This is a genomic window from Pedobacter sp. AC190 (assembly GCF_979258025.1).
The window spans coordinates 579,209-603,252 of record NZ_OZ409824.1 but is presented as its reverse complement, the minus strand read 5'-3'; the positions used below and the strand labels follow the sequence as shown (position 1 = coordinate 603,252).

Sequence of the window (24,044 nt, the reverse complement as noted above, 5' to 3'; positions counted from 1 at the left end):
TTTTTATAGTTTGGTTAAATGAAGTTACTACTATATTTATAGTTTACAAACTATTTTTGTAGTTTTAATTTTAAGATATTGATTTACAGTTATATAATTTTATTTTTAAAATCTAAGGCATAAAAAAACCTGCCCAAATGAGCAGGTTCAGATTCGTTATGAAGAAATAAAATTAATTTTTCATAATCATTTTATCTTTTAAAGATTTCTGTAATTCGGATTGTTTATCAATACTTTTAACAACATCTAAAACTGCATTCGCTGCATCACTGAAAAACTGTTTGGTAATGGTCGAATATTCATCGGTTGCTTTATGGTAATCTTTGTGGTCTTCTACGCCAAAATATAGAAACGGAATATTTTTAGCATTAAATGCGCCTTGATCACTTTGGTTAGTCCAGTCATCATGACCAAGTTTAGGATCATCGTGACCTAAAATAACTTTGATTCCCTTTCTTGTAGTATCTACATATTTCTTCAAATCAGGATACTTAAATGTACCAGCAACATAAAGTTCGCCTTTATCACTATGACTAATCATATCCATATTTAAATTAACAGCAATGGTATTAATGTTAACTGGTGGATTAGCCACAAATGCTTTTGCGCCCTGTAAACCCATTTCTTCTGCATCGAATGAAGCAAAAATGATGGTATTGGTTGGTTTATTTTTGGCGAAATATGCCGCAATTTTTAGTAAGCCTGCAGTTCCTGATGCATTATCATCTGCACCATTAAAAACTTCGTCTTTAACCACGCCTAAATGATCGTAATGTGCTGAAACCACGATTACGTTTGATGTTTTGCCAGGAATATAGCCTATTACATTTGTGCCATTAACTTTTGCGCCACCTCTTGAATTAAACGTAAACTCCTGTGCGTAATTTACGTGCTGAGGATAAGATTTTAATCCAAGTTTCTGAAAGCGTTCGATGATGTAAGCTCTTGCCATTTCTGCGCCTTTTGTTCCTGTTTTTCTACCTTGGTAGGCATCTGATGATAATACTTCTACATCTTTTAAAAGCTGGTTATCTAATTTGCCTGATCCAGTTGAAGATTGGTTTTTAACTGATGAACAACAGCTGAGCATCATTGCTAAGGGGATAATATATAGGATTTTCATTTTTTATAATATTAAGGCTTAAAGATATTAATTATTGGGATATTGAAAGGGAAACGTAGTTTTTTTACTGTATTGCGTAGATAAGGCTTTGTCATGCTGAGGCACGACGCATCTGTTTCATAGGCTGCAGATGCTTCGTTCCACAGCATGACAGAAGTTCAGAAAGATTTGAATTTACCAATGTTATGATATAGGGTCGCTTGTTAATGGAATCTGTTTCTCGCTTTTACTTTAATACTTTCATCCTAAGCCGCAACTTCCCTTAAATCAACTGCTACAACCCTCGAAACGCCCTGTTCAACCATGGTTACGCCATAAATAATATCAGTACTGGCAATGGTACGTTTATTATGCGATACGATAATAAACTGCGATTGATCGGAGAATTTACGGATGATGTTGTTGAATTTATCAATGTTCGTATCATCCAGCGGGGCATCAACCTCATCGAAAATACAGAATGGGGCAGGTTTTAATAAATAAAGTGAAAATAGAAGTGCAGTGGCGGTTAAGGTTTTTTCTCCCCCAGATAATTGATTAATAGATAATGGCCTTTTGCCTTTCGGTCGGGCGATAATATCGATATCGGCTTCTAATGGGTTATTTACATCCGAAAGAATCAAGTCGCAACTATCTTCTTCATTGAAAAGTGAACGGAAAACCACAATAAAATGTTCGCGAGCTTGGGTAAAGGCTAGCATAAATTTATCTTTTGCGGTATCATCAATCTCTTTTATGGTCTGCAAAAGATCGGTTTTGGCTGCATTCAAGTCTTTTTTCTGATTCTGAATAAAAACGTAACGCTCTTCCATTTCTTTAAAAGCTTCCATTGCCATGGAGTTGATTGCACCAAATTCATCCAGTTGGCGTTTCATTTTCTCTACTTTCAGGCGAATCTCAAACTCACTTTCTAAAATTTCTACCTCAGCTTCAGTTTCTAAAAGATCGTTTATGTCGATGTTAAACTCAACAGCCAAACGTTCCTTCAATGAATTTAAATCAATCTTAAGCGCATTCTTTTTGTCCTTGATTTCTGTTAAAAGAAAGTCTGTTTCCTCACGATTTTTACGAATATTTGTGAGGCTATTTTCCATTTCGTTGATATTGCCTTTACGCTCAAAATACTCCTTTTCCAATTCAGCCAAGCCTTTTTCCATATCTTCTCGTTGCTGGTACATCTCTAAAAGTGTATCATCGCTTAAATCGGTATGTTGCAAAGTAGCTGTAATTTGGGTTAAGGTTTCCTGAAGTTCCTTGTCATTTTGAGCAATTCGTTTATTTAAGGCTTCTTCCTGAACAAAACGATAATCCAAATCTTTTTCCAAACCCGAAAGCTTATTTTGTTGCTGATGGAAACGGATATTATCCTGATTATATTTTCCAGCAGATTCATTTACCAAATCAGCCAAATCTTGATAATTTAGTTGCTGTTCTTGCAGGTTAACATGATCTTGTTGTTGCTTTCTCTGCAATTCAACCAAAGCTGGTAATTTTTCTGATAAAGATTTTTCAATAGAAACTATTTTCTGTGCGATATCTGTTTTTCGATTTTCGCTGGTCGTAATAAATTCCTGGTATTGATCTCGACGCGTTTGAACCGAAATTTGCTCGTTACTGATTCGATTTAATTCTTGCTGAAAAGTATTAATCTGATTGATTTTTGAGGATTCTTTCAGATTTAAAATTTGTTCAGTTTCGGTAGTTATTGCAATATTATATTGATTAATCAGCGATTCGGATTGCTTAATTTCTTTAGCTAAGTTCTCTAAATTTTTAGCACGACCGATTCTTTTCCCTTCAAATAAACCAACCGAGCCACCTGAAAGCGTAAATTTAGTTTGCGCATATTTCCCGTTTTTGGCTAAAACAGTCAAACTTTCGGTTGGCGCATTCTTGAAAATATTTTCTTGCTCTGCAATAGCGATGTACACATTTTGCAAAAGCAAATTACAAAGCTGCTGGTATTTCTTATCTACCTCTATAACTGAAAGGGCAGAAACCAACCCTTCATGTGTAGCAAATTGTGGGTTTTTATCTGGAATATTTTCTAAAATAAAGAAATTAGCTCGCCCACGGCTGGCGTCGGTCAATAAGTTAACTGCTTGAACAGCATCTACATAACGATCGACCACATAGTGATTCATTACAGGCTCAAGATAATTTTCTATTGCAATTCGATAATCTTCGTTACAAAACAAAATATCAGATAGGAGCAAAGCACTTTTAGCAAAAGCCGTATTTTTCTTTAAAAAGCGGATAGATTCGGGAAAGCCCTCCAAACTATCTACAAGCGATTTTGTAAGGTTGTATTCGTTCTGCTTAGCATCTTTTTTACGATTTTCTGCAGTAAGTTTTTCTTTATTCGAGCTTAGGTTAACTTCCGATTCAGCCAGTTTTTCTTTTAAGATTTCTTCTGCTTCTTTAAGTAATTTAATGTTGGATTGCCTTTCATTAACTTTCAAATCTAGCTCCGCCAAAGCATAATCAAAAGCCTTTAATTCTGATGTTTTGGTTTCAGTATCACCAACATTTCTGTTGGTTTCTTGTATTAAAGCATCTTTTTGAATATTTAAAATATCGATTTCTTTTTGAGACAGATAAACCTGATTCTGCAAATCGTTAACCGATTTTACCAGATTATCAATCCTGTTTTTCTCTATTTGTTGTTGCTCGCGAAGAGTATCAAGAGAAGTTTTAAGAAGTTTTAAATCTGATTCGACTTTATTAAAAACCTCCGTTTCTGTTAAAACTTCCTCGTTTAAACGCTTAATATTGTATTTAATGTGGTTAACCTGATTTTTATCTTTCTCCAGTTCTCCACTCAAACGCCCTTCTTTTTCCTGTAAAAAACGCATTTGCTCATTTTTTACCTTCTTCTCGCTTTCATAAGCACGAATTTTAGAAACCAATTCATTGGTTGCTTTCTGCTGAATGGATAGATTTTTTTCCTGATGAATACTTTCCAATTTAGTTTTTTGAAGTTCAGCTTCCTGCGTATCAATCTTGGTGTTTAATTCAATTCTCAAAATTTGCTGACTTTGCTCTTGGGTTTCCAGAGCATTTAAATCGGTGCGGAAAAAGGCAATTCGATGGGTAGCCAATTGAACGCTCAATTCGCGGTATTGTTCCTTTAATTTGTAATAACGCTCAGCTTTTCTCGCCTGACTTTCCAAGGTTTTCAGGTTCTTTTCTATCTCGAAAAGTAAATCATCCACACGTTCTAAATCCGCTTCAGTATCTTTTAATTTATTGAATGTCTGTTTCTTGCGTAGCTTGTATTTCGAAATTCCTGATGCTTCTTCAAATAACGAACGTCGACTGTGTTCCTTATTGGTAATGATTTCATCAACCATTTTCAATTCGATAATTGAGTAACTGTCCGAACCGATTCCAGTATCTAAAAATAGATCGGTAATGTCTTTTAAACGACATTGAACATCATTTAAACGATATTCGCTATCGCCATTTCTATATAGTTTTCGGGTAACTGTAACCTGAGAATAAGCAGTAGGCAGGATGTTTTTGGTATTATCAAAACTCAACGAAACTTCGGCTAGTTGTGCCTGTTTACGGTTTTTGGTGCCATTGAAGATGATGTTTTCCATCTTTTCAGAACGTAAAGCTTTGGTGCTTTGCTCGCCCAAAACCCATCGCATGGCATCAATCACATTCGATTTTCCACAACCATTTGGTCCAACAATAGCTGTAACGCCCTCATTAAAATTGATGGTCACTTTGTCGCCAAAGCTTTTGAATCCTTTAATTTCTAATCGAGTAAGCTGCATGGTTTTTCTGCGGGAGAAACAGTCTCAATAATAAGGATAATTTTGGGCTTTTTCAAACTCAAAATAGGGGTTAACTTCTAAGGACAAGGTTTTGCCACAGAGCGCACAAAGGTTTCACAGAGTGGACGAAGATTAATTAGTACGATTAAAAAAATTGCCACGGAAGTACCCAATCCACGGAAAATTACAACCCAATTCCATGTCTTTCGTAGCAAATAAATATTTAGCAAATAGAAGAAATCTACTTCGAAATATTTAAATATAAATTGCCACGGAGGCACAGAATCCACGGAAATTAAAACCTAGTTCCGTGTCTTTCGTGTTTCCGTGGCAAACAAATTTTAAGCAAAAGAAGAAACATACATGGAAAGATTTAAATATAGATTGTCACGGAGGCACAGAATCCATGGAAATTAAAACCTAGTTCCGTGTCTTTCGTGTTTCCGTGGCAAACAAATTTTAAGCAAAAAGACGAAACCTACTTCGAAATATTTAAATATAAATTGCCACGGAGGCACAGAATCCACGGAAATTAAAACCTAGTTCCGCGTCTTTCGTGTTTCCGTGGCAAACAAATTTTAAGCAAAAAGACGAAACCTACTTCGAAATATTTAAATATAAATTGCCACGGAGGCACAGAATCCTCGGAAATTAAACCCTAGTTCCGTGTCTTTCGTGTTTCCGTGGCAAACAAATTTTAAGCAAAAAAGAAACCTACATGGAAAGATTTAAATATAGATTGTCACGGAGGCAAAGAATCCACGAAAAATTAAAACCTAATTCCGTGCTTCCGTAGCAAATAAAATTTTTTGCAAAAAGATACTTACCTCACAATCATCAATTTCGCAAACTTCAGTAACAATTGCTTATTACCCAGTCCTTGAAAAAATACCGTTGCTTTAACATCAGGCAAAGCGCCTTCCAAACTAATAATCTTTCCGAAACCGAACTTTTCATGCTCCACTTCCATACCGCCTTGAAATTCATGTGGTTGTGACGGCGCAAAACCAGGCGTAGGCACGTGAGCCTTTGCCAGTAATGAAGTAGTTTTTGGGCGTGGAGGAGGAGCAGAACTTGTACTTGCAGGTTTCGGTTTACTAAAGAAATCACGCGGTTGCGAAGTCCATGTTTTACGCTCATCATCAAAACTGCCCTCAATCATATTGCTTTTAGCAGGTTTAACTTCCAATTCTAAAAACCGCGGATTAATTTCGTTAATGAAGCGACTTGGTTCACAGTTAGTTAAAGTTCCCCAGCGATAGCGAGAGGTGGCATAAGTAATGGTTAGTTTTATCTCGGCTCGCGTGATGGCTACATAAAACAAACGACGTTCCTCCTCTAAGTCAGAACGCGAATTAACCGACATTTGCGATGGGAAAAGGTTCTCTTCCAACCCAACAATAAATACATTTTTAAACTCTAATCCTTTGGCCGAGTGAATTGTCATTAACGAAACCGTATCCTTGTTTTTATCGCCATCCTTATCGTCATTGGTTAAAAGCGCCACATCTTGCATAAAAATATCCAGACCTTTCTCTTCAATATCCTCACGCTCGGCAAACTCTTTTATACCATTTAACAACTCTTGGATGTTTTCATATCTCGCCCTGCCTTCAACACTATCATCGGTATAAAGTTCCTTTAAAATACCAGCGTGTTGCGCAATAAACAAAGCCGAATCGTAAGCATCAAGCTTTTTTGCTTCCGCCTGAAAGCTTTGAACCATCATCGAAAAATCGTTCAACTGGTTTGCTAAGCGACCATCAACATATTGATGTGCGTTGGAAATCACATCCCACATCGTTACATTATTTTGATCTGCCGCAACAATAATTTTATCAATAGAAGTATCGCCAATTCCACGTTTAGGATAGTTAATCACCCTTTTAATCGCTTCCTCATCCTTCGGATTAAAGGTTAAACGGAAGTAGGCAATTAAATCCTTAATCTCTTTGCGTTGGTAAAAAGATTGACCACCGTAGATTTTATAAGGAATGTTCAGCTTGCGCAAACCTTCCTCCATCGCTCTGCTTTGGGCGTTTGTACGATATAAAATAGCAAAATCGCTATGCTTGTAACCTTTTGTTGTACGCTCCTGAATAATCGATTCGGCAACCAATTTGCCTTCTTCATTATCTGTAAAAGCACGTGCAACCTTAATTCGATCACCTTCGGCATTTTCAGAGAAAACATTTTTCTCTAACTGATTTTTGTTGTTCGCAATAATGCTACTCGCTGCATCAACAATATTTTGAGTAGAGCGGTAGTTTTGCTCTAATTTGTAAACTTTTAAATCAGGATAATCGCGTTCGAAGTTCAAAATGTTTTGAATATTCGCTCCACGGAAAGCGTAAATACTTTGCGCATCATCACCTACCACACAAATGTTTTGATAAGCAGCAGCCAGTTTTTTCACAATTGTATATTGCGAAAAGTTAGTATCCTGGTACTCATCCACCATCAAATACCTAAATTTTTGCTGGTATTTATTTAAAACATCCGTATGTTCTTTCAGTAAAATATTGGTTTTGAATAATAAATCATCAAAATCCATGGCGCCAGCCCTAAAGCAACGTTTGGCATATTGCTCATAAATCTGTCCAATCAGCGGACGTTTATTTTGAATATCTTCCGCCTGAATTTGGTCGTTAGCCTGGTATTCACCCCACGAAATCAAATTATTTTTGGCCGAAGAAATCCTTCCGAACACGAAGTTAACCGCATAAAGTTTATCATCTAGTTGCATTTCTTTCAAAATGGCACGCAAAACGCTTTTGCTATCATCGGTATCATAAATGGTAAAATTGCTTGGATAACCAATTTTCTCCGCTTCAACACGCAAAATTTTCGCAAAAACAGAGTGAAAAGTACCCATCCAAATGTTTTTCGCCTCAGCACCAACCACTTTACCAATACGCTCACGCATATCCTTACTCGCCTTGTTGGTAAAGGTTAAAACCAAAATGTTAAAAGGATCGGTTCCAGTTTGAATCAAATGGGCAACCCTATACGTAATTACCCTCGTTTTGCCCGAACCCGCACCCGCAACAATCATTACTGGTCCTTTAGTGTTCTCTACTGCTGCTCTTTGTTGTGGGTTTAATCCTTCTAAATAATCCAAATCGGCTCCTGTTTTTTTGAGGCTCAAAAATAACAATTCAAAAGTTTTTTATTGAATTTGTGGAGAAATAGAGGACCGATTTTTTTGAAAAGCAAAACCTGTGTATCCACATAATGTTAGCCCTTTGCTTTGCTCATACGCCTGCAGGCCTTACGCTCAAGGCAGGTATCCGCTACGCCAAGGTTTAGAAATGATGGGTTTCTGCTACTATCCAGGGTTTAATTTGCAAAATGCATTTCTATAATTACATTAAAGCATTGCTAGTTTGTATCGAACTTCAGTCGTTTAATGGTTAAAGAAAAAATAGCTTTTCTGCCATAATTACACCTAAATTATTTAGGAATAGAATTTGATATATTGCTACTATGGAAGATAAAAAAATAAATAAAAACATAGAATTTACAGATATCCCAGAGGGAAACAGTACAGATATTTATGCCAACCTTAAAGAGAAACTAGAAAGCGTTGAGAAGTTTCCAGGTTTGTATCATTTTAAGTTTATTATCACTGGTGGACTTGATAAAATTGAGGATTTGAGAAAGGTTTTGCCGAATGATGAGTTTTTTGAACAGCCATCTAAAACAGGCAAATATGTATCAATTACTGTTAAAAAGCATGTGCAGAATGCTGATGAAGTAATTGCAATCTACAAACAGACAGCAACCATCAAAGGAATTATGACATTATAGAATTTCCCGCAGAAAGAAAGTGATTTTGCAGAAAATCTGCTTTAATCTTTTTGATCTGCGGGAAATATTATTGACTAAATCAGCCTGCAGATTGAAGATGATTTGCACAGAAACAGCTGCGTGTATTTGTAATTTCCGAAGAAATAAACCATCAACTACATCCAATCCTCATTAACGCTTTCCACCTGATATAACCAATAGTTAACCAATTGCTTAATCTCAGTGTAATTGCCGTATTTAAAATGAATTTGACCAGCGGCAGTATGCAAACAAAGGTGGCCAACATCTACACTTTTATGCCAAGGATATTGAAAAGTAGTAATAGCTTGTATCTTAACTGGCGAAACAATTTCCTTAGAAATGTCCCAAATCCCACTTTGCTTGATGATAAAATCGCGATTTACGGAAATTCGATGCCTTCGATAGCTTATATAAATCATTAAAACGCCAATAATAAAATAAGCAAAGGCAAAACCAATAAAAGGTTTCACTTCTGGTGTATTAAATCCTAAAACTAGAAAAACAGCAACAGGTAAAACCAATTTAAAGAAGATGGGCAAATTTAGGAAACGCCAATCGGGTATAAACGTTTTGCCTTGTTCTGGGATTTTTCCTAAAATCATTTTCAGTAAGTCATCTCGTTCTGTTGGGTTGCAACCTGGAATTTCCAATGTAGATCCATGCATTTCATGCCCTTTTTTACTTTGACCAAAATGTGCCTGCTTTAAACTAAGATTAAGCATGTTTAGTTTCTTTTGGAAATAATTCTGACTGTATTTGGTAATTTGAACTTTCTTTGGACTTACCAAAGTGTTTTTCTTAGCGATTAATCCTGATGATAGGAGCAGGGAATGTTTGTGCTCACTAATTTCCAGTTCGAAATACTTATAAAAAGTTCTAACCAGGTTAATAATTAGTAAGGTAATTAAAAGAGCAGCAACTAAAATAGCAACCGTTAATATGGTAAGCATGCCAGTTACCGTAGTTTGTATTTCATCTTTATCAATTTGAAAAGCATCTATTAATTGTCTGCCTTCATATATTATAGTGTAAAAGAAAGCAACCAATAAAGCTACGCTTTGCCCATAGTTAGAGGTTAAACCAACTTTAAGTAAGGTCCATGAGCTTATTTTCAATAAAGGTACTTCCGCAGTCGAAGAATGCTGTTCAGCGGTTTCCAAGTCATCAATAGCCAATGCTTTTCTGTTTAAAAGATGCTCTTTTAAGTTATATGCAGATGTTTCGTCAATTGCTTTAATATCTACCTCTTCGCTGTGTGCACCAGCAGTATCTATTTTTAAGCCATAAACGCCGATAATTTTTTGCAGTATCGATTGATTAATGTTAACCTGTTGTATCTTATCGAGTTTAATCGTTACCTGGTCACGATTAAAAATCCCCTTGTTTACTACGAATTCCTGCTTTTCCTTATCTAAAAAGAAAGTAAACTTAATGTACCATAAATAAGCAAATAAGAAACTAACTAATAACATTAAGGCCAGGGCCAATAAAATGTATAACAAGTAATTACCCTGAGATTTAACAAGGGCAATAACGATCAAAAATGCAAAGGCTCTACCTATTTTAAAAGCGGTATGGGCTGCCATTACAATAATACCAAAAGCCGATTGCCTTTGCGGTTTACTAAAGTCGCTGTTCATTATTGTTCGATTTCAGTTGTCGGTTTTTCAATCAGCTCGAGTTTATTCAAAAGTAAATCGCGAATACTTTTTGCTTCGTTAATTGGTATTCCCGCAATATGTAAATGTCCGCTTTGGCCTCCAGCTGTAAATATTTGTAAAGAACCTAATTTGTAAATTCTGGATAATAAACCTTCATTTAGCTCTATATGCTGAATTCTGTTTAAAGGAACAATCGTTGTAGATTCGGCTATAATTCCGCTTTTGTAAATTACATCTTTTGTTCTAATAGCATAGCCACGTTTCTTAAAGCTTGCCCTGAATAGTAGAAAAAGAAGTACTGCCATTACAAAATATATACCAATAATAAGCAAAGCATTTGGTCTGATTTCATCAATAAAAATTATCAATATTGTAGCACCAATTGCAGCTAAGCCTAGCACGGTTAAAAGATTAATGCAAATGATTTTCCAATAATCGGAGTGAGGTTGGATTAGTTGGATTTCTTCATATTTAGGAAGCTTTTCTATATCAATTGCTTCGTTTGTGAAAGTTTCTGTAGGCATGGTTAAAGATATAAAACTATTAATCCACTATGTGACTAACAAATAAATCTTTTGTTACCTTGATACGATGAACTTTTTCACAGAATTATACTGACCAGAGTCTGATGATATTTTGAAAAAATAAACCCCAGGAACGAAGTTGCTTGTATTAATGTCGAAAGTGTGTTTTCCTGTGTTTAAGTATTCATTTACAACTGTTTTAGTCAAGCGCCCCATAATATCATAAATCTGTACATTTACTTTATCCGATTCGGGAAGAACAATATCAATAAAAGTTTGCACCGATGCTGGGTTAGGGTAGTTCTGGGTTACAATAAACTTCAGAAATCTATCGAAAATAGCCTTGTTTATAGCGTCGAAAATTACATAGCTTATAAGTCGGTAACCTCTCGCGTTTGGATGAAAAGCATCCTGATAAAGGGAGAAATCTCTACGCATAGCAGCGTTTACGTCGGCGAGGTAAATTTTATACTCTGCGGCCAGTTTTCTGTATGCTGCATTAATGTTTCTAATGTTTACGTTAACCGCTACAAGAGGTGTATTATTTCTATCATCAACATTTTGTAATGTGCATAATATAGGAACGAGTTTCTGTTTAAGGCTGGTCGTAATCAGAAGCCTCATGTTTGCGGTAGTTTCGGCAACACTTCCTTTTCCTGAAGCAATGGCTATGGCGTCGTTTACACCCATCGAAATTACAATAAAGCCTGTTCTGTTTTGTATAGCCTTATCAATTCTAAGTAAGCCCTGTAAGGTGGTTTGTCCGCCAATACCCTGATTTGTGATGTTCACAACCTTGCCGCCATAGCAATTTAAAAAATTGGATTCGAGCATGGTTTGAAAACCAAGACCTTTTACTCCTTCTACAGTGCTTGCTCCAAAAGTTACAATATTAATACTATCCTTTGCATAATACTGAGCCGCTTCAGGGCAACTAACTTTTACGTTAGTTTGAGCCATCGTAATTAGCGGCATTAAAAATGAAAACAGCAGCAGGGTATGCGGTATAATTGCGCTTAATTTCATTTATAACTTTCTTGTTTTGAGGTTTGTATGTAGGGGTTTAAAGGGCGCAATTTAGCAAAAAAATGAAATAATAATGTTCGGTTAAAACAATTTATCTAAATAAATAACAATAAAATTATTTTACCAAAAAAAGAACAACTTGTAGTTTTACTATCACAACATTTTCTAGGTAATGTTTCCTGTAATTTTGTGTTCATTTATGCCGAAAATTTCAAGGCTTATATACTAAAACCCTATATTTGCCCAAACTAATTTTGTTATGCAAGAGATTAAAAATTATGTAGAAACGCACAAACAACGTTTTTTAGATGAGCTGTTTGAATTATTGCGCTTTCCATCGGTTAGTGCCGACCCGAAATATAAAGGCGATGTTTTAAAAACTGCAGATTATGTAGCGCAAAAGCTAAAAGATGCAGGTGCGGATCAAGTTGAAATTTGCGAAACAGCAGGATATCCTATTGTTTATGGCGAAAAAATTATAGATGCTTCTTTACCAACTGTTTTAATCTACGGTCACTACGATGTGCAACCTGCAGATCCATTGGAGCTTTGGCATACTCCACCTTTTGAGCCAACTATACGTGATGGTAAAATCTACGCTCGTGGTGCTTGCGATGATAAAGGTCAGTTTTATATGCATGTTAAAGCATTCGAATTGATGATGGAAACCAATACTTTGGCGTGCAATGTAAAGTTTATGATTGAGGGGGAGGAAGAAGTTGGTTCTGCTAACCTTGGTATTTTTGTTAAAGCAAATGCAGAGCGTTTGAAAGCTGATGTAGTTTTAATTTCAGATACTTCGATGATCAGTATGGAGCATCCATCAATTGAAACAGGTTTACGTGGTTTAGCCTACATGGAAGTAGAAGTTGTTGGTCCGAACCGTGATTTACACTCTGGTGTTTACGGCGGTGCAGTGGCAAACCCAGCAACAATCCTTTGCAAAATGATTGCTTCGTTACACGATGAGAACAACCATATTACCATTCCTGCTTTTTACGATAAGGTTATCGAATTAACAGATGAGGAGAAGAAAGCTTTAAATTCAGCTCCTTATGATGAGGAAGAATATAAAAAAGACCTAAATATAGAAGAAGTTTGGGGTGAAAAAGGTTATTCTACGTTAGAACGTACTGGTACTCGTCCGACTTTAGAAGTTAACGGAATTTGGAGTGGTTACATTGGCGAAGGTGCTAAAACAGTATTGCCAAGCAAAGCAAATGCAAAAATTTCTATGCGTTTGGTTCCCAATCAAAGTTCAGAGGAGATTGCAGAAATTTTTACTAAACACTTTGAAGGCATTGCACCTAAAAATGTGAAAGTAAAAGTTACACCTCATCATGGTGGCGAACCTGTAGTAACTCCAACAGATAGTGTTGCTTACCGTGCTGCGGAAAAAGCTATTGAAGATAGTTTTGGTAAAACGGCTATTCCAACACGTGGTGGCGGAAGTATTCCGATCGTTGCATTGTTCGAAGATGTTTTGGGCATTAAATCTGTGCTTTTTGGTTTTGGTTTAGATAGCGATGCGTTGCACTCACCAAATGAAAAATACGATATCTTTAACTATTACAAAGGAATCGAAACTTTACCTTTATTCCATAAATATTTTGCTGAATTGAGTAAGTAATTTATTAATACATCAGTTGTTGTAATTTGCAACAATTCAAAAATCCCTGTAAATAGCAGGGATTTTTTTATTTGTTCTCATCATATCGAACGTAGCGGAAAGATTTTTGATCTTTAAAAATCTTTACATCGCAGTCGAAGCAGTTAGGTATCCCAGCATTATTTTTTTTGAAGGGATTTTTTTATAAATTGTCATCATGAAATACATAACCTCATCTCTTTTACTTTTATCGGCTTTTAGTTCTTTTGCTCAAAGTACTAAAACGATTAATCAATCTGGAAACCCTATCTTTCAGGGCTGGTATGCTGATCCGGATGCTACAGTTTTCAATAATAAATACTGGGTATACCCAACCTATTCTTCCAAATATAAAGAACAGGTTTTCTTGGATGCTTTCTCATCTGATGATTTGGTGAAATGGAAAAAACATCCACATGTTTTAGATACTTCTGCAGTTAAATGGGCTAACAAAGCAATGTGGGCGCCTGCAATTGTTGAAAAGGATAAAAAATACTATTTGTTTTTCGGTGCGAATGATATCCAGAGTGATAAAGAAGTTGGTGGTATCGGGGTAGCTGTAGCTGATAAACCTGAAGGGCCGTTTAAAGACCATTTAGGCAAACCTTTGGTAGATAAATTTCATAATGGGGCTCAACCCATCGATCAGTTTGTATTTAAGGACAAAGACGGACAGTACTACCTAATTTATGGTGGTTGGAAACATTGCAACATTGCTAAGCTTAATAAGGATTTTACAGGTTTCTTGCCCTTTGATGATGGAACAATTTTTAAAGAAATTACACCTGACAAGTACGTAGAAGGACCTTATATGTTTATCAAAAATGGTAAATACTATTTCATGTGGAGTGAAGGTGGCTGGACTGGTCCTGATTATTCTGTTGCTTATGCCGTTGGCGATTCGCCATTTGGCCCATTTAAACGGGTAGGTAAGATTTTAGAGCAAAACGATACTATTGCTAGAGGAGCAGGGCACCATTCGGTTATTATCAATAAGAAAAAAGACAAGTATTATATTGTTTACCACCGCAGACCAATTGGCGATACCGATGGCAATCATCGTGTTACCTGCATAGATGAAATGAATTTCGATACTAACGGAAACATTCTTCCTGTAAAAATTACGAACGAGGGAGTTAAAGCCGAAAAACTTAAATAGTTGCTGTTTTCCGTTTTCAGCTATTCGGTTGAAAACGGAAAACTAATCTGCATTTAGAATGGCTTTTTCCTGTTTCTTATCCAGGATGCTAAAGCCATAGGCACAAAGTAAAAGTATGCAAGCCAAGCCAAACCAAAGCCAGTTGTAGCCTAAGTGTTTGGCAATAAAAAAGCCAGCTAAAGGACCAACAACCTGCGCACATGACCAGCTTAAAGTATAACCAGCCGCATATAAGCCACGGTTATGTTCGTTACTTCTGCTAATAACAACGGTATTTATAAATGGTAGCACAAACATTTCTCCAACAGTGAAAATTACGATTGTTAATACAGCTGTTAATACATGAAAAATAATCGGTGCGCTTAGCAATAAATAAGATACTGCAAAGAAAACCGATCCGATGATGATGAAAAACATGGGCGATTTTTTCTTCTCTATTTTATTAATCATAATCATTTCGAACAGGGCGATAATTGCACCATTTATACCGATAATAATCCCGATCGCAAATTCGTCAATATGCCATTCTTCTTTAAAAAACACTGGAACAACTCTAAACATTAAGAAAGCACAGGTTATGAATAAGGTGGTTAAAAGAATAAATTTTACATAAAAGGCATCTTGCCAGGGCTTCAAAATAACCATTGTGCTGCGGTTTTCCTTCGCTTTTTTTATAAAGTCTTGTACTTTAGGTAATAATAATAAAATCGAAATGCTCACTAAAATACTCACCGAACCTTCTACAATAAATAAGAGTTTATAGTTGATCGACGCAATGATGCCCGCCATACTTATGCCAGCTGACCAGCCAATATTTACAGCCAACCGGTTTAATGAATAAGATCGTGTTATGGTATTTTCCTTTGCATAATGTGCCACCGCTGTGAAATTGGCAGGGCGAAAAGCTTCAGAAAAAAAGCTGATTACCACAGCTAAAATGCATAGCGTAGAAAAATGCGTAATGGTGGAGAATAATATAAAAAGTAAGCCACCAATAATCGACGATAGAATTTGTACTGGCCTGAAACCAATTATATCTGTGAGTTTCCCGCCAGTTGCCGAGCCCAAAATTGAGCCTACACCAAATAAGGTAATGATTAAACCTGCATCCATTTCGCTTCTGTGCAGGCTTTGGGTAACATACAAACCCATAAATGGAACTGCCATACTGCCGCATCTGTTAAACATCATCACAATACTTAATAACCAGGTTTCTCTGCTCAGGCCACTGAATGATGTTTTGTAGGTGTTTAATATGAGTTTGAACATGGATTTATCTGGTAATGCAAAAGTAGAAATTATCAGCTAATCTATAGCGGTTTTAATAGCCATTCTTTATCAGCGATGCTGATTTAAGGTGTAGGGTAATATGGTTTGTAAGTTCTATCTTTTATCTTGAATAATTAGTTAAACCTACTTCTTAAGAAATTTCTTTTGGACTCGCAACCAAGAACCAATGAGGAAGCTATTTTTGCGACTGCAAATAGCTTAATCGATTTAAAAATTGTAAACATATAAAGAAGGTGACGAATTAGCATTAGTAATATTGTTATTGAATTGGGATTTGAGGATTCGCAGAGCTGTCGCATAATTGTTCAAAGCAAAAAAATCACCAGAGTTTCTAGCGGCCAGTTAAAGGCAAAATAAATTCAGTTTACCTGAACTTCTCAACAAATAAATCTGGACTTGTCAACAAAAGAATATTATCTTTCATTATTGAAGTTTGTACCATTAAAACCTTAAAAAAATGAAAGTAATATTAACAGGCGCAACAGGAATGGTAGGCGAAGGCGTTTTATTCGAATGTCTGGAAAATCGTGTAGTGACAGAAGTGCTCATCATCGGAAGAAGAAATTACGATTTAGAACATTCGAAACTGAAACAATTAGTTCTAAAAGATTTTTCCGAAATCAAAAACCATTCAGACCTACTCAAAAATTATGATGGTTGCTTTTTTTGCGCAGGTGTAAGTTCTGTTGGCGAAAATGAGGAAAGCTTTACGAGGAAAACCTATGATTTTGCCCTTCCGTTTGCCAAGGCATTGTCAAAAATCAATTCAGAAATGACTTTCATTTACGTTTCTGGCAACCGTACAGACAGCTCTGAAAATGGAAAAGTAATGTGGGCAAGGGTGAAAGGCAGAACCGAAAATGCTTTGATGAAATTGCCATTTAAAGGTCAGTACAATTTTCGCCCAGCGATAATGACTGGAACCAAAGGACAAAAAAATGTGAAGACCATTTACAAAATATTGGGCCCATTAATGTCGCCATTTTTATCTGCTAAAACATTGAAACTTTCTGAAGTAGGAAAGGCAATGATTAATGCTGTATCAGAAGGTTATAGTAAGCAAATTTTGGAAGCAGACGATATTTTTGACCTTTCAAAAAATATGCAAAGCGGAACGCATCAAAAAAATTCCATTGCCTAGACTTATATGCCAATTTAAGTTTTGTATTTGTTTGCATCTTTATCATTATGTTGCCCTTCTGTCTTATGGGCGAATTTTCAAAATTAGGAGACATGGGCATTTGGATATCGGTGCCACTGGTAGTGGTTTTAGGTTGGGTTTACGTAAGCTTGGAATTGGTGGGCGACTATAGCGAAAATCCATTTGAATGCTCTTACAACGATGTGCCAATGCTTTCTATTTGCCGTACCATTGAAATAGATCTATTGCAAATGCTGGGCGAAACGGATGTGCCACAACCTATTCTGCCTGTTGGAGATATATTAATGTAGAACAGATGAAAATAACGGAAATAAAATCCTGCATTATTGGTCCAGCTCTCTCGGCAGAGCAATTTATAGCCGGGCATTTTTTTCTTTTTCTGGCTCAGGGAACGATGAATGGTTACGATGGCAACAAACATTATGTGTTGAAGCAGGGTGAAAGTTGTCTCGTTCGTAAAAACCGTTTGGCTCGTTACAACAAAGTAAAAAATAACAACGAATTCGAGAAAGTTATCATTTTTTTCGATGAAACATTTTTAAAGATATTTCAGAAAAAGTATTCGATTTTATTTAAAAATTTCATCTCAAAGGATGCTTTTATTAAGTTGAAAAAAGATGATTTAATCAATAGTTTTTTGTTGTCATTAGAGCCCTATTATAATAATTCTGGAAATATCAGTTCAACATTCTCAGATATTAAAAGAGAAGAATTATTACTCATTCTACTACAACTTCAACCAGAATTATCAGATATTTTGTTTGATTTTGGCCTTCCTGGAAGATTGGATTTGGAAAAATTTATGCAACAAAATTATAAGTTCAATGTAAATATAGAACGTTTTGCGTTTCTAACAGGACGAAGTTTATCAACATTTAAAAGAGATTTTAAAACCATTTTTAATGAAACACCCAATCGTTGGTTGATAAAACGACGTTTACAGGAAGCTCGGTTTCTCATCGAAGAAAAAACGTTAAAGCCTGCCGATATTTATATTGATTTGGGCTTTGAAGATTTATCGCATTTTTATTTTGCTTTTAAAAGGGAATTTGGGATATCGCCAAGAGAAAGAACGAACGATACAAAAAAAACATCTTAGCTGCAGTTTTTTCGTTTTTTTATTTCCCTTCATTTTCCTCAACTTAGCAGAATCAAATATGCTATGCCGCCAGAGAAACGAAAACCTGTTGCTAAAAAAACTGTAACACGAAAAGCAACACCAAGAAATAAAAAGTCGAAACCTTTTCCTACACAGTGGAAAGTAGCTATTGCTGGTCTGCTTTTAATTTTGCTTTCTCCGTTTTACTATGGTTACATTGTTAATGGCTTTGTATCTACCTGGCGATGGATTAAGGATTGGGGGCAAGACCCGAACTACCGCACTTACGAAAGTTTTAACATTAAAATACCAAAGAAATATTCGATACATGGCATTGATGTTTCTTATTATCAGGGTAAAATTAACTGGCAGAAGGTTAAAAATATGAAAGAGGACGAAGTAAGCATTCGCTTTGCTTTCATTAAAGCCACGGAAGGTATTTTGTTAGTCGATCCTTATTTTCAACGCAACTGGCGTGAGGCTCCAAAAGCTGGAATTATTTGTGGTGCTTATCATTTTTTCAGACCCAAACGTGATGGTAAAACACAAGCAAAGTTTTTTTTACAAGTTGTTAATATTGAAAAGGGTGATTTGCCTCCTGTTGTAGATATTGAAACGCTTGATGGGGTTTCTCCTCTCAAAATGAGGGCGGAACTGTCTGATTTTCTGAATTATGTAGAAATGAAAACTAAAGTAAGACCTATTATTTATACAGGTTTGAAGTTTTACGAAGATTATTTAGATGGAAATTTTGACGATTATCCGCTGTGGATTGCGCATTACTATCAACCAAAATTACGCTTATCTAAAGATCGATGGAAGTTTTGGCAACATTCTGATAAAGCAAAAATTAATGGTATTGGTCATATTGTAGATTTTAATGCTTTTAATGGGGATAGTACGGCCTTGGCGGAGATGGTTGTAAAATAATATCCGCAAGGGGTCTTTGCCCTGCAAATGCTTTTATATAATTTTTTAGCGTGTTAAACTTCTTAAATAAACTTTAAACTTTTTTTAATTGACCGGTGCTTTCCCCCTAAGAGATTAGGGAGTTAAATAGTCCAGCTTTCACATTTTTCCAAGAAAAATTCATCTGCTTCTGCACCGATACCAATTTCATCAGAAACATCAAGAAAATAGCCATTATAGGTTAGTCCACCAACGCAAGGATCTGCTAAATGACCTAACAGGGCTGTATCTAAGTCGAAAAATTCTACATTTGGACTGGCTAATGCAAAATGTAAATTTGCACTTAGGGCAATTCTACTTTCCAGCATACTTCCAATCATGCATTTAACACCAGTCTGCAAAGCTTCTTCATGGATTTTTTGTGCTTCTAAAATTCCACCCGATTTTGAAAATTTAATGTTTAAATACGTGGTAGATTGACTGTTAATTAACTTCCTGGCGTCGTGGTGATTATAACAACTTTCATCGGCCATTAGTTTGATCGGAGAATTTACATTCAATTCGGGCAATTTATCATCGTACCAGGTGCGCATGGGTTGTTCGCAAAACTCAATGTTGTATTTTTCCAATTCTCCTAAAGCGAATAAAGCATTATCAAAACTCCAACCCTGGTTTGCATCTAATCGCAAAATCATTTCTTCACCAACTGCTTCGCGGATATGTTTTACACGCTCGATATCATCGTTTACCTTTTTTCCGAGTTTAATTTTTATAATTCTGCAACCCTGACTCTGGTATTTTAAAGCAGTTTTAGCCATTCCTTCTGGGGTATCGATACCGATTGTCATGTCGGTTTCTATGGTCCGCTTAGTACCACCTAAAAATTTATAGAGTGGTAACCCCGCATCTTTAGCGGCAATGTCGAATAAAGCCATATCAAAAGCACTTTTTATTGTGCTGTTGTGGTCGGCATAACCTAATAAATCATTCATTCTTTCAGGAATATCTAAAGGATTCTTTCCCTTCAAAATGGCAGCAAAATCTTTAGCCATTGCTATACAGGTTTCCTGCGTTTCACCAACAATCATTGGGAAGGCGGAGCATTCGCCAATACCATGTATACCTGCATCCGTATAAATTCTAATCAACACATTCTGAGCAAAGTGCATAGTACCAGTTGCAATTACAAATGGTTCCATTGGGATGCTAAAGCGATATATTTCAGTGTGTGTGATTTTCATGTTTTAAAGGTTTTAGGTTGAAGATTAAAAGTTGAGGTGTTTAATATAGATAGACAAATTTGTTAGTCGATACTAGGTATTACAAATTTAGTGATGCTAAAGAACCATAATAATTAATCTATAAATATTAAACTAAAGTATAAAAACAAAAACTAAAACCGAACAGGTTTGTAGATAATTAATAGCTTTACAGTTTCAATTCTCATATCCAAAAAGCCATGTCAAACACTAATTCTGAGCCCAATAACCTAATTAACGCTTCATCTCCTTATCTGTTGCAACATGCTTACAATCCTGTGCAATGGCACGAGTGGAGCACTGAGGCATTAGAAAAAGCTAAAGCAGAAAATAAATTGATTTTGGTAAGTATTGGTTATTCGGCCTGCCATTGGTGCCACGTTATGGAACGCGAAAGTTTCGAAAATCATGAGGTTGCCGAAGTGATGAACCGACATTTTATCTGTATAAAAGTGGATCGGGAGGAGCGACCTGATATTGATCAGATTTATATGTATGCTATTCAGTTAATGACTGGAAGTGGTGGCTGGCCATTAAATTGCATTTGTTTACCCGATCAGCGACCGATTTATGGCGGTACATACTTTAAAAAAGACGACTGGATTAATATTTTAGAAAATGTTGCAGGTTTGTGGGCAAACGAACCAGATAAGGCTACTCAATATGCAGAGCGTTTAACTTCAGGTATCCGCGATAGCGAAAAAATAATTCCATCGGTTAGCCTGGAAACTTATACTAATGAACATTTAACAGAAATTATCGAGCCCTGGAAGCGACATTTCGATATTGGATATGGCGGCTATAACCGTGCTCCGAAATTTCCTTTGCCAAATAACTGGGTTTTCTTGCTTCGTTATGGTTTTTTGAGTGATGATGAATCTGTTTTTACGGCCGTTTGCCATACACTTGAGGAAATGAGTCGTGGCGGAATTTACGACCAGATTGGTGGTGGTTTTGCCCGTTATTCTGTCGATGATCAATGGCATGTTCCGCATTTCGAAAAGATGCTCTATGACAATGCCCAATTGATTAGCCTATATATCGAGGCTTACCAATGCACAAAATTCGATTCTTTTAAACAAACTGCAGTAGAAACGATAGACTGGGTATTTAATGAAATGACATCGAATGATGGCTTGTTTTATTCGGCGCTTGATGCAGACAGTGAAGGTGTAGAAGGTAAATTTTATGTTTGGGATCAGGAAGAATTTAATGCGATTTTAGGGGAGGATGCAGCATTGATTGGCGCCTACTTCAATATTACCGAAGATGGAAACTGGGAAGAGGAGCAGACTAATATTTTACGTAAAACAATTAGTGATGATGTTTTAATAGAAAAATACAATCTTGATGCTGAAACGCTTTTAGATAAGGTAAAACAAGCAAAAATAAAATTGCTGGAGGTAAGAAGTAAACGCATTAGACCTGGACTGGATGATAAATGTTTAACCGCCTGGAATGGATTGATGATTAAGGCCTTGGCCGATGCTAGCCAAATTTTGAGTCATGATTTATATTATAAAAAAGCAGCAGCAGCGGCCAGTTTTATGCTGTTAAACTTAAAATCTAAAAATGGAGGCTTATATCGTAATTTTAAAAATGGCAAGGCTTCAATTACTGCATTTTTAGATGATTACGCCTTCTTTATCGAAGCCTTAATTGTACTTTATGAATATGATTTCGATGAAAAATGGTTAATGGAGGCGAAATCACTAGCAGATTATGTTTTAACCAATTTTACAGATACCGATTCACCGATGTTTTTTTATACTTCGGCCGAAAGTGAAGATTTAATTGCCCGAAAGCACGAAGTAATGGATAATGTAATTCCAGCGGCAAATTCTACAATGGCTTTAAATTTGAAAAAACTGGGTTTACTTTTTGATTTAGAAAGTTATAGAGCAAAATCGTCAGAAATGCTTGCTGCGGTATATCCAATGATAAAAAGTTATGGCTCTGCCTATTCGAACTGGGCCATTCTATTGCTTAACGAAGTTTATGGAATTAATGAGATCGCTATAACAGGATTAGAAACCGATGTAATTAAGTTGGAGTTGAATAATCACTACATTCCAAATAAAATTATATTAGGTGGCACAGAGAGTAGTTTGCCGTTGTTAACAGGTAAACAAAGTAATGAAACCAAGGTTTATGTTTGCCGAAATAAGGTATGCCAGCTTCCAGTTAAAACTGTTGAGGAAGCATTGGAGCATATCCAATAGAGGAGTTATTGAAGATGATTTAAATCATTTTTTTTTGATATAACGCTTTCTATTTGATTAAAGTCAATTTCTATGGATTATCTAAAACAAATGGGCTTAATGGAAGTTAAAAATTCGGACATCTGGCATTAACTGATGTCTAGTTTAGATTAAACCTCAAACATCTACCGAAAAAAATTAAGAGCAGCTACATTAAATTTGTAGCTGCTTTTTGTTTAAACAAACCAAATAGGAGTACTTTTTTGTAAAACCTTTATCTGTAAAGGGTGTTAATAGTATATTAAATTTAAGTAATAGAAGTATGGATGTACTTCGTAAATTAGTTTGTTTCAAGGTGCAGGGTTGTGATAAGCTTTGCACCTTCTTTTTTTAGCACGAAGTGATTTTAGTGTTTAACGATCAGCGAGTGCTTCGTTTGTTCGGCTTAAACCTAGCTTCTTTAAGACAAAAGAAAATTTAGACCCCTTTCCCAAACAACCCTTAGATATAATACCAAAGTGATTGATCATGGAATTTTATCATAGTTTTGTTCTTTTCTGAACAAAAGGCGCATCTTTTTTGTTAGGTAAATAATTAACTTATCTTTGCCACGCAATATTTAAAAGGCTTAATCAGTTTAATAAACATTTGCCAAAATAATTATGCCAGTTGCGGGTTATAACTGTTGAGGAAGCATTAAAGTATTTACAAAAAATTAATTTAAATGAATATTTCACCAAACTCTGTAGTATCGTTAACTTACGAATTACATACTACTAACGAAGAAGGACAACAAGTTTTTGTTGAAAAAGCTGATGAGCAAAATCCTTTAGTATTTTTATATGGCGTTGGCATGATGTTGCCTAAATTCGAAGAACATTTAACTGGTTTAAAAACTGGTGATGAATATGGCTTTGAATTATCGGCTGTTGATGGTTATGGAGAAATTGATCCAGGTGCTTTTGCAGACCTTCCAAAATCTATGTTTACTGATGCAGGCGGTGAAGTTCCAGCTGTGGGAGATGTTATTCCTTTACAAGATAACAACGGTAACCAATTCAGAGCTGGCGTAACTGCTGTACACGATGAAACAGTTGCTGTAGATTTAAATCACCCAATGGCTGGTAAAAACTTAGTGTTTGCTGGTACCATTTTAAGTGTTCGCGAAGCTACACAAGACGAATTGGCTCATGGTCACGCTCACGGTGCCGATGGTCATTCAGGTCACTAATTTACAATTCGAATCGATCAGTTTCAGCTGATTACATATATCATAAAAAGCCCTGAATTTATTCGGGGCTTTTATTTTTGCTGATTTTTTTTAATATTTAACTGTAAGGTAATGGAGTTATGAACGACTAAAAGTT

At 35.9% G+C, this 24,044-nt stretch carries 17 protein-coding genes; 9 read left to right on the top strand and 8 right to left on the bottom strand.

Going from position 1 to position 24,044, the window contains the following annotated elements; all coding sequences use genetic code 11:
* Positions 1-172 precede the first annotated feature (172 nt).
* From ACZZZI_RS02685 to ACZZZI_RS02675, 3 genes are all read right to left on the bottom strand, one after another.
* Positions 173-1,123, bottom strand: coding sequence for a M28 family peptidase (locus ACZZZI_RS02685; protein WP_463488518.1), 951 nt, complete (start codon positions 1,121-1,123; stop codon positions 173-175).
* 245 nt (positions 1,124-1,368) lie between these two features.
* Complete coding sequence (gene smc / locus ACZZZI_RS02680) at positions 1,369-4,908, bottom strand: chromosome segregation protein SMC (RefSeq protein WP_463488517.1); 3,540 nt, start codon at positions 4,906-4,908, stop codon at positions 1,369-1,371.
* 823 nt (positions 4,909-5,731) lie between these two features.
* A complete protein-coding gene (locus ACZZZI_RS02675; RefSeq protein ID WP_316760120.1) occupies positions 5,732-8,029 on the bottom strand; it encodes an ATP-dependent helicase in 2,298 nt (765 codons plus the stop codon).
* 365 nt (positions 8,030-8,394) lie between these two features.
* On the opposite strand from ACZZZI_RS02675, the gene ACZZZI_RS02670 reads away from it, so the two are divergent.
* On the top strand, positions 8,395-8,718 hold the full coding sequence (locus ACZZZI_RS02670) for a DUF493 family protein (RefSeq protein ID WP_316759141.1): 324 nt from the start codon (positions 8,395-8,397) through the stop codon (positions 8,716-8,718).
* 155 nt (positions 8,719-8,873) lie between these two features.
* Here ACZZZI_RS02670 and ACZZZI_RS02665 read toward each other — a convergent pair whose 3' ends face one another.
* From ACZZZI_RS02665 to ACZZZI_RS02655, 3 genes are read right to left on the bottom strand one after another with little or no spacing between them, the layout of a single operon-like run.
* The gene (locus ACZZZI_RS02665; protein ID WP_463488516.1) at positions 8,874-10,379 is read right to left on the bottom strand and encodes a PH domain-containing protein; all 1,506 of its coding nucleotides are present in this window, start codon (positions 10,377-10,379) and stop codon (positions 8,874-8,876) included.
* The gene (locus ACZZZI_RS02660) at positions 10,379-10,924 is read right to left on the bottom strand and encodes a PH domain-containing protein (RefSeq protein ID WP_344764665.1); all 546 of its coding nucleotides are present in this window, start codon (positions 10,922-10,924) and stop codon (positions 10,379-10,381) included. Before ACZZZI_RS02660 ends, ACZZZI_RS02665 begins: the two co-directional genes overlap by 1 nt.
* Before the next feature lie 54 nt (positions 10,925-10,978).
* Positions 10,979-11,950, bottom strand: a complete 972-nt coding sequence (locus tag ACZZZI_RS02655; RefSeq protein ID WP_316759134.1) for an SGNH/GDSL hydrolase family protein — start codon at positions 11,948-11,950, stop codon at positions 10,979-10,981.
* Positions 11,951-12,209: 259 nt separating this feature from the next.
* On the opposite strand from ACZZZI_RS02655, the gene ACZZZI_RS02650 reads away from it, so the two are divergent.
* The gene (locus ACZZZI_RS02650) at positions 12,210-13,580 is read left to right on the top strand and encodes a dipeptidase (protein WP_463488515.1); all 1,371 of its coding nucleotides are present in this window, start codon (positions 12,210-12,212) and stop codon (positions 13,578-13,580) included.
* A gap of 196 nt (positions 13,581-13,776) precedes the next feature.
* Positions 13,777-14,757, top strand: coding sequence for a glycoside hydrolase family 43 protein (locus ACZZZI_RS02645; RefSeq protein WP_463488514.1), 981 nt, complete (start codon positions 13,777-13,779; stop codon positions 14,755-14,757).
* A gap of 42 nt (positions 14,758-14,799) precedes the next feature.
* On the opposite strand, the gene ACZZZI_RS02640 is transcribed toward ACZZZI_RS02645, so the two are convergent.
* A complete protein-coding gene (locus tag ACZZZI_RS02640) occupies positions 14,800-16,026 on the bottom strand; it encodes an MFS transporter (protein ID WP_463488513.1) in 1,227 nt (408 codons plus the stop codon).
* 478 nt (positions 16,027-16,504) lie between these two features.
* Between ACZZZI_RS02640 and ACZZZI_RS02635 the strand changes: the two genes are divergently transcribed.
* From ACZZZI_RS02635 to ACZZZI_RS02620, 4 genes are all read left to right on the top strand, one after another.
* Positions 16,505-17,188: an NAD-dependent epimerase/dehydratase family protein gene (locus ACZZZI_RS02635; RefSeq protein WP_463488512.1), complete on the top strand. Its 684-nt coding sequence runs from the start codon at positions 16,505-16,507 to the stop codon at positions 17,186-17,188.
* A 47-nt stretch (positions 17,189-17,235) separates the two neighbouring features.
* Positions 17,236-17,499: a hypothetical protein gene (locus ACZZZI_RS02630; protein WP_463488511.1), complete on the top strand. Its 264-nt coding sequence runs from the start codon at positions 17,236-17,238 to the stop codon at positions 17,497-17,499.
* Positions 17,500-17,504: 5 nt separating this feature from the next.
* Complete coding sequence (locus tag ACZZZI_RS02625) at positions 17,505-18,308, top strand: helix-turn-helix domain-containing protein (protein ID WP_463488510.1); 804 nt, start codon at positions 17,505-17,507, stop codon at positions 18,306-18,308.
* Between the two features lie 63 nt (positions 18,309-18,371).
* Positions 18,372-19,238 carry a glycoside hydrolase family 25 protein gene (locus tag ACZZZI_RS02620; protein WP_316759115.1) on the top strand — a complete coding sequence of 289 codons (867 nt, stop codon included), beginning with the start codon at positions 18,372-18,374 and terminating at the stop codon, positions 19,236-19,238.
* Positions 19,239-19,360: 122 nt separating this feature from the next.
* Here the strand turns inward: ACZZZI_RS02620 and ACZZZI_RS02615 are convergent, their stop codons facing one another.
* Entirely contained in the window at positions 19,361-20,458 is a 1,098-nt protein-coding gene (locus ACZZZI_RS02615) for a mandelate racemase/muconate lactonizing enzyme family protein (protein ID WP_344764645.1), read from the bottom strand.
* 218 nt (positions 20,459-20,676) lie between these two features.
* On the opposite strand from ACZZZI_RS02615, the gene ACZZZI_RS02610 reads away from it, so the two are divergent.
* Entirely contained in the window at positions 20,677-22,698 is a 2,022-nt protein-coding gene (locus ACZZZI_RS02610; RefSeq protein ID WP_463488509.1) for a thioredoxin domain-containing protein, read from the top strand.
* A 703-nt stretch (positions 22,699-23,401) separates the two neighbouring features.
* Complete coding sequence (locus tag ACZZZI_RS02605; RefSeq protein WP_316759108.1) at positions 23,402-23,908, top strand: FKBP-type peptidyl-prolyl cis-trans isomerase; 507 nt, start codon at positions 23,402-23,404, stop codon at positions 23,906-23,908.
* Positions 23,909-24,044: the final 136 nt, after the last annotated feature.

Excerpts from the sequence above, each read along its gene's own strand:
- ACZZZI_RS02685 (WP_463488518.1), bottom strand. The coding sequence starts at position 1,123 with ATGAAAATCCTATATATTATCCCCTTAGCAATGATGCTCAGCTGTTGT.
- smc (WP_463488517.1), bottom strand. The coding sequence starts at position 4,908 with ATGCAGCTTACTCGATTAGAAATTAAAGGATTCAAAAGCTTTGGCGAC.
- ACZZZI_RS02670 (WP_316759141.1), top strand. The coding sequence starts at position 8,395 with ATGGAAGATAAAAAAATAAATAAAAACATAGAATTTACAGATATCCCA.
- ACZZZI_RS02665 (WP_463488516.1), bottom strand. The coding sequence starts at position 10,379 with ATGAACAGCGACTTTAGTAAACCGCAAAGGCAATCGGCTTTTGGTATT.
- ACZZZI_RS02660 (WP_344764665.1), bottom strand. The coding sequence starts at position 10,924 with ATGCCTACAGAAACTTTCACAAACGAAGCAATTGATATAGAAAAGCTT.
- ACZZZI_RS02655 (WP_316759134.1), bottom strand. The coding sequence starts at position 11,950 with ATGAAATTAAGCGCAATTATACCGCATACCCTGCTGCTGTTTTCATTT.
- ACZZZI_RS02650 (WP_463488515.1), top strand. The coding sequence starts at position 12,210 with ATGCAAGAGATTAAAAATTATGTAGAAACGCACAAACAACGTTTTTTA.
- ACZZZI_RS02645 (WP_463488514.1), top strand. The coding sequence starts at position 13,777 with ATGAAATACATAACCTCATCTCTTTTACTTTTATCGGCTTTTAGTTCT.
- ACZZZI_RS02640 (WP_463488513.1), bottom strand. The coding sequence starts at position 16,026 with ATGTTCAAACTCATATTAAACACCTACAAAACATCATTCAGTGGCCTG.
- ACZZZI_RS02635 (WP_463488512.1), top strand. The coding sequence starts at position 16,505 with ATGAAAGTAATATTAACAGGCGCAACAGGAATGGTAGGCGAAGGCGTT.
- ACZZZI_RS02630 (WP_463488511.1), top strand. The coding sequence starts at position 17,236 with ATGTTGCCCTTCTGTCTTATGGGCGAATTTTCAAAATTAGGAGACATG.
- ACZZZI_RS02625 (WP_463488510.1), top strand. The coding sequence starts at position 17,505 with ATGAAAATAACGGAAATAAAATCCTGCATTATTGGTCCAGCTCTCTCG.
- ACZZZI_RS02620 (WP_316759115.1), top strand. The coding sequence starts at position 18,372 with ATGCCGCCAGAGAAACGAAAACCTGTTGCTAAAAAAACTGTAACACGA.
- ACZZZI_RS02615 (WP_344764645.1), bottom strand. The coding sequence starts at position 20,458 with ATGAAAATCACACACACTGAAATATATCGCTTTAGCATCCCAATGGAA.
- ACZZZI_RS02610 (WP_463488509.1), top strand. The coding sequence starts at position 20,677 with ATGTCAAACACTAATTCTGAGCCCAATAACCTAATTAACGCTTCATCT.
- ACZZZI_RS02605 (WP_316759108.1), top strand. The coding sequence starts at position 23,402 with ATGAATATTTCACCAAACTCTGTAGTATCGTTAACTTACGAATTACAT.